Annotated in this window: 3 protein-coding genes and 1 tRNA gene; 2 read left to right on the top strand and 2 right to left on the bottom strand. The window is 68.6% G+C overall.

Features of this window, described 5'->3' with window-relative positions; genetic code table 11:
• Both ABT08_RS01335 and ABT08_RS01330 read right to left on the bottom strand, forming a co-directional pair.
• Positions 1-582 (bottom strand): lipopolysaccharide kinase InaA family protein (locus tag ABT08_RS01335; protein ID WP_502685865.1); only part of this gene is annotated, 582 nt, incomplete at its 3' end.
• Positions 583-651: 69 nt separating this feature from the next.
• Positions 652-1,755, bottom strand: coding sequence for an ABC transporter ATP-binding protein (locus ABT08_RS01330; RefSeq protein WP_045246746.1), 1,104 nt, complete (start codon positions 1,753-1,755; stop codon positions 652-654).
• 268 nt (positions 1,756-2,023) lie between these two features.
• On the opposite strand from ABT08_RS01330, the gene ABT08_RS01325 reads away from it, so the two are divergent.
• Positions 2,024-2,968 (top strand): DsbA family protein, encoded by a 945-nt coding sequence (locus ABT08_RS01325; protein ID WP_045246745.1) that lies wholly within the window; start codon positions 2,024-2,026, stop codon positions 2,966-2,968.
• Between the two features lie 33 nt (positions 2,969-3,001).
• A tRNA-Thr gene (locus ABT08_RS01320) sits at positions 3,002-3,077 on the top strand.
• Positions 3,078-3,407 lie beyond the last annotated feature (330 nt).

Here is a 3,407-nt window from a genome sequence, read left to right as displayed (position 1 = left end):
GACGTCGAGGTCGTGCTCGCGCTGTCCGGGGGTGAGGCCACTCTCGTGCAGCTCGCCGGTCTCGGCGTCGACGAGATAGGCCGCGAACGCGCCCGCGTCGCGCCGGAAGAGGGTGTTCGAGAGCGACACGTCGCCCCAGAAGAAGCCGACGTTGTGCAGGCGCACGAGCAGCACGGCGAGCGCGTCGACGAGTCGTGTGGCGGTGTGCGGGCGCAGCACCTGCGTGAACAGCGCCCGGTAGGGGAGCGAGAACTTCAGATGCGCGGTCACGAGGGCGGCGGGAAGCGGTGCGCCGGCGGCATCCCGTCGCCCGCCGATCACTGCGACGCGCTCGACACAGGGCACGTCGAGCCGCGCGAGGTTGCCGAGCATGTCGTACTCGCGGCGCGCCATCCCCTCGGTGGTCTCTTTGATGGCCACGACGCGACCGGACAGGTTCGCGAACCTCACCAGGTGCCGTGAGAGGCCCTTGGGGAGGTACACGATCGAGGACGACGGCCAGTCCGACAGCGGCAGGCTCCAGGGCAGCGACAGCAGCCCCGGGTCGATGTCGCTCGCGGTGATGCTCAGGTACTCCGGCACGGATGCCCCTCAGAAACGGCGGCGGCGCGGGAGCACGCCCCCGCGCCGCTGCACTGCGGTGTGATGCGATCAGGCCGCGGCGATGGCCTTGTCGGTCAGGCGCTCGCCGGACTCCAGGTCGAACACGTGCACGTGGCCCGGAACGGGAGCGAGCACGACGGTCTCGCCGGCGTTCGGGTGACGACGTCCGTCGACGCGGGCGACGATGTCGGTGCGCTTGCCGGCGATGTCGGCGTGGCCGTACAGGTAGCCGTCGGCGCCGAGTTCCTCGACGAGGTCGACGGTGACCGACAGGCCCTTCTCGCCGGCGCCGACGATCTGGATGTCCTCGGGGCGCACCCCGATCGTCACCTCGCTGCCGTGGGCCTTGCCGATCGTGTCGGCCTCGACCGGCACCACGAGGTCGCCGAAGCGCACGCCGCCCTCGGTGAGGTCGACGGGGAACAGGTTCATCGCGGGCGAGCCGATGAAGCCGGCCACGAACACGTTGTTCGGCTTCTCGTACAGGTCGCGCGGGGTGCCGACCTGCTGCAGCAGGCCGTCCTTGAGCACGGCGATGCGGTCGCCCATCGTGAGCGCCTCGGTCTGGTCGTGGGTGACGTACACGGTGGTGACGCCGAGGCGCCGCTGCAGCGAGGCGATCTGCGTGCGGGTCTGCACACGCAGCTTCGCGTCGAGGTTCGACAGCGGCTCGTCCATGAGGAACACCTGCGGCTGGCGCACGATCGCACGGCCCATGGCGACGCGCTGACGCTGGCCACCCGAGAGGGCCTTCGGCTTGCGGGTGAGGTACTGCTCGAGGTCGAGCAGCTTCGCGGCCTCGAGCACCCGCTGCGCCCGCTCCTCCTTGCCGACGCCGGCGATCTTGAGCGCGAAGCCCATGTTCTCCGCGACGGTCATGTGGGGGTACAGGGCGTAGTTCTGGAAGACCATCGCGATGTCGCGATCCTTCGGGGGCACGTCGGTGACGTCGCGGTCGCCGATGCGGATGTGACCGGAGTTGACCTCCTCGAGGCCGGCGAGCATGCGCAGCGACGTGGACTTGCCGCATCCCGACGGGCCGACCAGCACGAGGAACTCCCCGTCGCCGATCTCGAGGTTGAGCTTGTCGACCGCGGGGCGGGTGCCTCCGGGGTACAAGCGGGTCGCGTTGTCATAGGTGACGGACGCCATGTTCTCTTCTCCTTCACCGGCAGGCACGTGCCGGACGATCCGTAGTGATGGAATGAGCGGGGGCTTGTCCCGCACGCCCACCGTTGGGCGTGATTCGAGTATGGCACGCGACGCTTCAACCCCGCGAGGTGCGCACATAGTGCAGGATGAGCATTCGTTGGTGTTCCGTCTGGGCATTTCACAGGGTGCCTGACTAGCATCGACGAGGTCGCGAATCCCGCGTGACTGCCCCCGGTTGACGCCGGTTCTTCGTGTGTGCAGAGGTGTGATGTCCAGCAACGATTCTTCGGATGCCGCGGTGCCCGCCGATTCGTCGGTGGACCGTCGCAGCGCAGTCCGTGAGAAGGCGCAGCTGGTCCACGCCCGTCAATCCCGTGCGCGCCGGTGGCGCATCGCACTGCTCAGCGCCCTCGCCGTCGTCGTCGTCGCCGCCATCGGCGCCGGTATCGCGATCGCCCTGGTGACGCCGTCGGGCAAGCCGCAGCTCACCCCGCCGAATGCGACGGACTCCGGGTTCCGGGTGTCCGACGTCAGCGCGCGGGCGGCGATCGCCTCGACGGCCAGCCCCTCGCCCTCCACGGACGCAGCGGCCGCTGCGGCGAGCCCGTCGCCGAGCTCCTCGTCGGCGTCGAACGTCGACATCCGCATCTACATCGATTACCTGGCACCGGGGTCGAAGGAGTTCCAGCTCGCCAACGCGCAGCAGCTGTCGACCTGGGTCTCGCAGGGGGCGGCCACGCTCACCTACTACCCGGTCGCGATGCTCGCCGCGAAGTCGAACGGCACCAAGTACTCCCTCCGCGCAGCCAGCGCCGCGGTGTGCGTGGCGACGCAGCAGCCGGATTCGCTCTTCAGCTTCACCCAGAGCCTGCTGAGCCAGCAGCCGTCCGTCGACTCCGACGGACTGAGCGATCAGCAGCTCGCGAGCGTCGCCGTCGGCGCCGGATCCGACGACACCGTCAGCGACTGCATCGAGAACGAGAAGTACATGGCCTGGGTCAAGGACGCGACCGATGCCGCGTTGAAGTCGCTGCCGGCGACCGATGGACTCAAGCTCACCGCCGCGCCGACGATCCTGGTCAACGGCAAGCCGTACACCGGGGCGCTCGACGACCCGAAGGAGTTCGCGCAGTTCGTTCTGACCAGCGCGAGCGAGAAGTACTACAGCACGCCCACGCCGACACCCAGCCCGAGCTCCACGCCGCTCGACTGAGCTCGCCGGCCCCACGGATAGACTGTGGGCTCTGCCGACATGGCGCAATTGGTAGCGCACCCGACTTGTAATCGGGCGGTTGCGGGTTCAAGTCCCGCTGTCGGCTCCAGGCTCAGACCCCGCACCCGCGGAATTACGCGGAAAGGTGTGGGGTCTTTGTCATATTCGCAGGCTGCTGTGAGTCGATCTGGGTCCGGAAATGGTCCACATATTGCCCGTGACGGCGCCCTCGCGGGACATCGGTACGGAGCACTACGGGATAGCCCTGGGCGGGCTGCGAGACTGTGGTTCTCCTCGATGCCGCGGCGCAGACCCACCCACGGAAGGGCCTGGGAGGCGATCCGAGCAGGCACCGCGCATGTAGGTGGTATGACTCACCACCTCGACACCACGGCGCTGGCGGCGCAGGAGCGGCTCATCACTCAGGATGAGCTCGCGG

The organism is Microbacterium sp. SCN 71-21 (assembly GCF_001725695.1).
Classification (GTDB): Bacteria; Actinomycetota; Actinomycetes; order Actinomycetales; family Microbacteriaceae; genus Microbacterium; species Microbacterium ginsengisoli.
This window is presented reverse-complemented; position numbering and strand designations above follow the sequence as displayed.